Annotated in this window: 3 protein-coding genes; 2 read left to right on the top strand and 1 reads right to left on the bottom strand. The window is 71.4% G+C overall.

Translation table 11 applies throughout. The features are described from left to right. A partial coding sequence (locus G7A99_RS17175) for a DUF2452 domain-containing protein (protein WP_163142415.1) occupies positions 1–604 on the top strand: 604 nt, incomplete at its 5' end. A gap of 10 nt (positions 605–614) precedes the next feature. Then, a complete protein-coding gene (locus G7A99_RS17170) occupies positions 615–998 on the top strand; it encodes an NfeD family protein (RefSeq protein WP_018717896.1) in 384 nt (127 codons plus the stop codon). Here the strand turns inward: G7A99_RS17170 and G7A99_RS17165 are convergent. Further along, positions 990–1,729, bottom strand: a 740-nt coding sequence (locus G7A99_RS17165) for an MFS transporter (RefSeq protein WP_163142412.1), incomplete at its 5' end; no start/stop codon positions are given. The genes G7A99_RS17170 and G7A99_RS17165 overlap by 9 nt on opposite strands.

Raw genomic sequence — 1,729 nt, 5'->3', positions numbered from 1 at the left:
CATTGAAATCCGGGAACCCATGAGCAAGAACCCGAATCCCCAGGGCAAGGGCGGGGCGCCGGTTCTCGCCACCCTAGAGGCGCAGCGTGCGGCGGTGGCGGCGGTGCCGCCGAAGCACATCGAGCAGGTGTCCACGGAGCTGTTCACCTCGCTGTTCGTGCTCGAGAGCGACTTCCGCTTCCGGCCCGTGCCCGGCAAGCGCTACTACCTCTACCGCAAGCCCGAGCGTTACTGGCTCTCCATGATCCCGCCGCAGGAGTGGGGCGGGGGCGAGGCGGTGACCGGGCGGTTCATCGGCGCCTGCGAGCTGCAGCCGGACATGACCTGGACGCTGGAGCTCGACGAGGCGGTGGCCGCGGACGACGCATTCATGAATGAACTCGCCGAGCGCCGGGCCGCCTTCGAGCGCCAGTTGGGCGATGTCGAGGCCGTGGACGACGTACTGCCCGTGCACGAGCGCCGCTTCACCTTCTACCGCCGCGCCTTCGCCTTCGCCCTGGCGCACTCGCTGGGCCGTTCGATGGAGCAGTCGGGGATCGCGGGGCTGTCCTACGAGGAGGCCCAGGGCCGGCTCGCCCACGAGAGTGGCGAGGCGGATCGCTGACGGTACTGCGGTGCGCCGGTCGCTGCCGCTCCGCTACGCCCTCATCCAGCTCCCGGAGCTCGCGCTGGTCGCGGTGCTGCTCGTGCTCGCCGTGCGTGCGGGCTGGTTCGCCGCGAATACAGCGGCCGTGGTGGCGGGACTGTGGCTGATCAAGGAGATCGCGCTCTATCCGCTCTACCGCCATGCGCTCCGCGACGACGCCCCCACAGGCGGCGCCGCGCTCACCGGCCAGCGCGCGGTGGCGCGCACCGAGCTCGCACCGCACGGCTGGGTGAGCGTGCGCGGCGAGCGCTGGCGGGCCCGCGCAGTGGACGGGGGGTGCATTGCCGCGGGGACGGCGGTCGAGGTGGTTGCCGCGGACGGCCTGACGCTCACCGTGCGCCGGTCAGGGTAGCGGCTCGCGGCTGCCGTCGGGCATGGAGATCATCACCGCCAGCGCGACCAGCGAGACCGCGGCGAGGAAGCCGGCGGGGGCGCTCGCCAGCCCGGTGGCCTCGATCAGCCACGTCGCGATCATGGGCGTGGCGCCGCCGACGACGCCCAGGCCGAGATTGTAGGCCACGGAGTAGCCGGACAGGCGGTCGGTGGCGGGAAAGAGCTCGACGAACATCGCCGGTGCGGAGCCGAGGGGGACGGCGAGCAGGATCACCAGCGTGAACTGCACGGTGACGGCGCCCCAGACGCCGTCCCGGGCGAGCCAGCCGTAGAGTGGCAGGGCAACGGTGGTCATCACCGCCATGGCCGCGGTGATGAAGTGTGTGCGCCGTAGCAGATGGTCGCCGATCCAGCCGGAGACCGGGATCAGCACCAGCAGCAGCGCCGTCGCCGCGGTATTGATGCGCAGCGCCTCGGCGAGGGGCATGCCGGTCTGGTCGTGCAGCCACTCCGGCAGGTAGACCAGCGGCAGATAGAAGAGCACTCCGTAGGCCGAGGCAAACAGCACCGCCTGTATCATCTGCCGGCGGTTGGCGGTGAACGCCTCCAGCAGCGGTGAGGTGTCCTCGCGCTCGCGGTGGTGGCGCTGAAAGTGTTCCGAGCGGGGCAGGCGGCGGCGCAGCACGATGGCCGCGGTGCCGAGCACGCCGCCGAACAGGAACGGCAGCCGCCAGCCCCAGGCCAGCACCG

The sequence above is a fragment of the Arhodomonas sp. KWT genome, from assembly GCF_010993615.1.
This window is presented reverse-complemented; position numbering and strand designations above follow the sequence as displayed.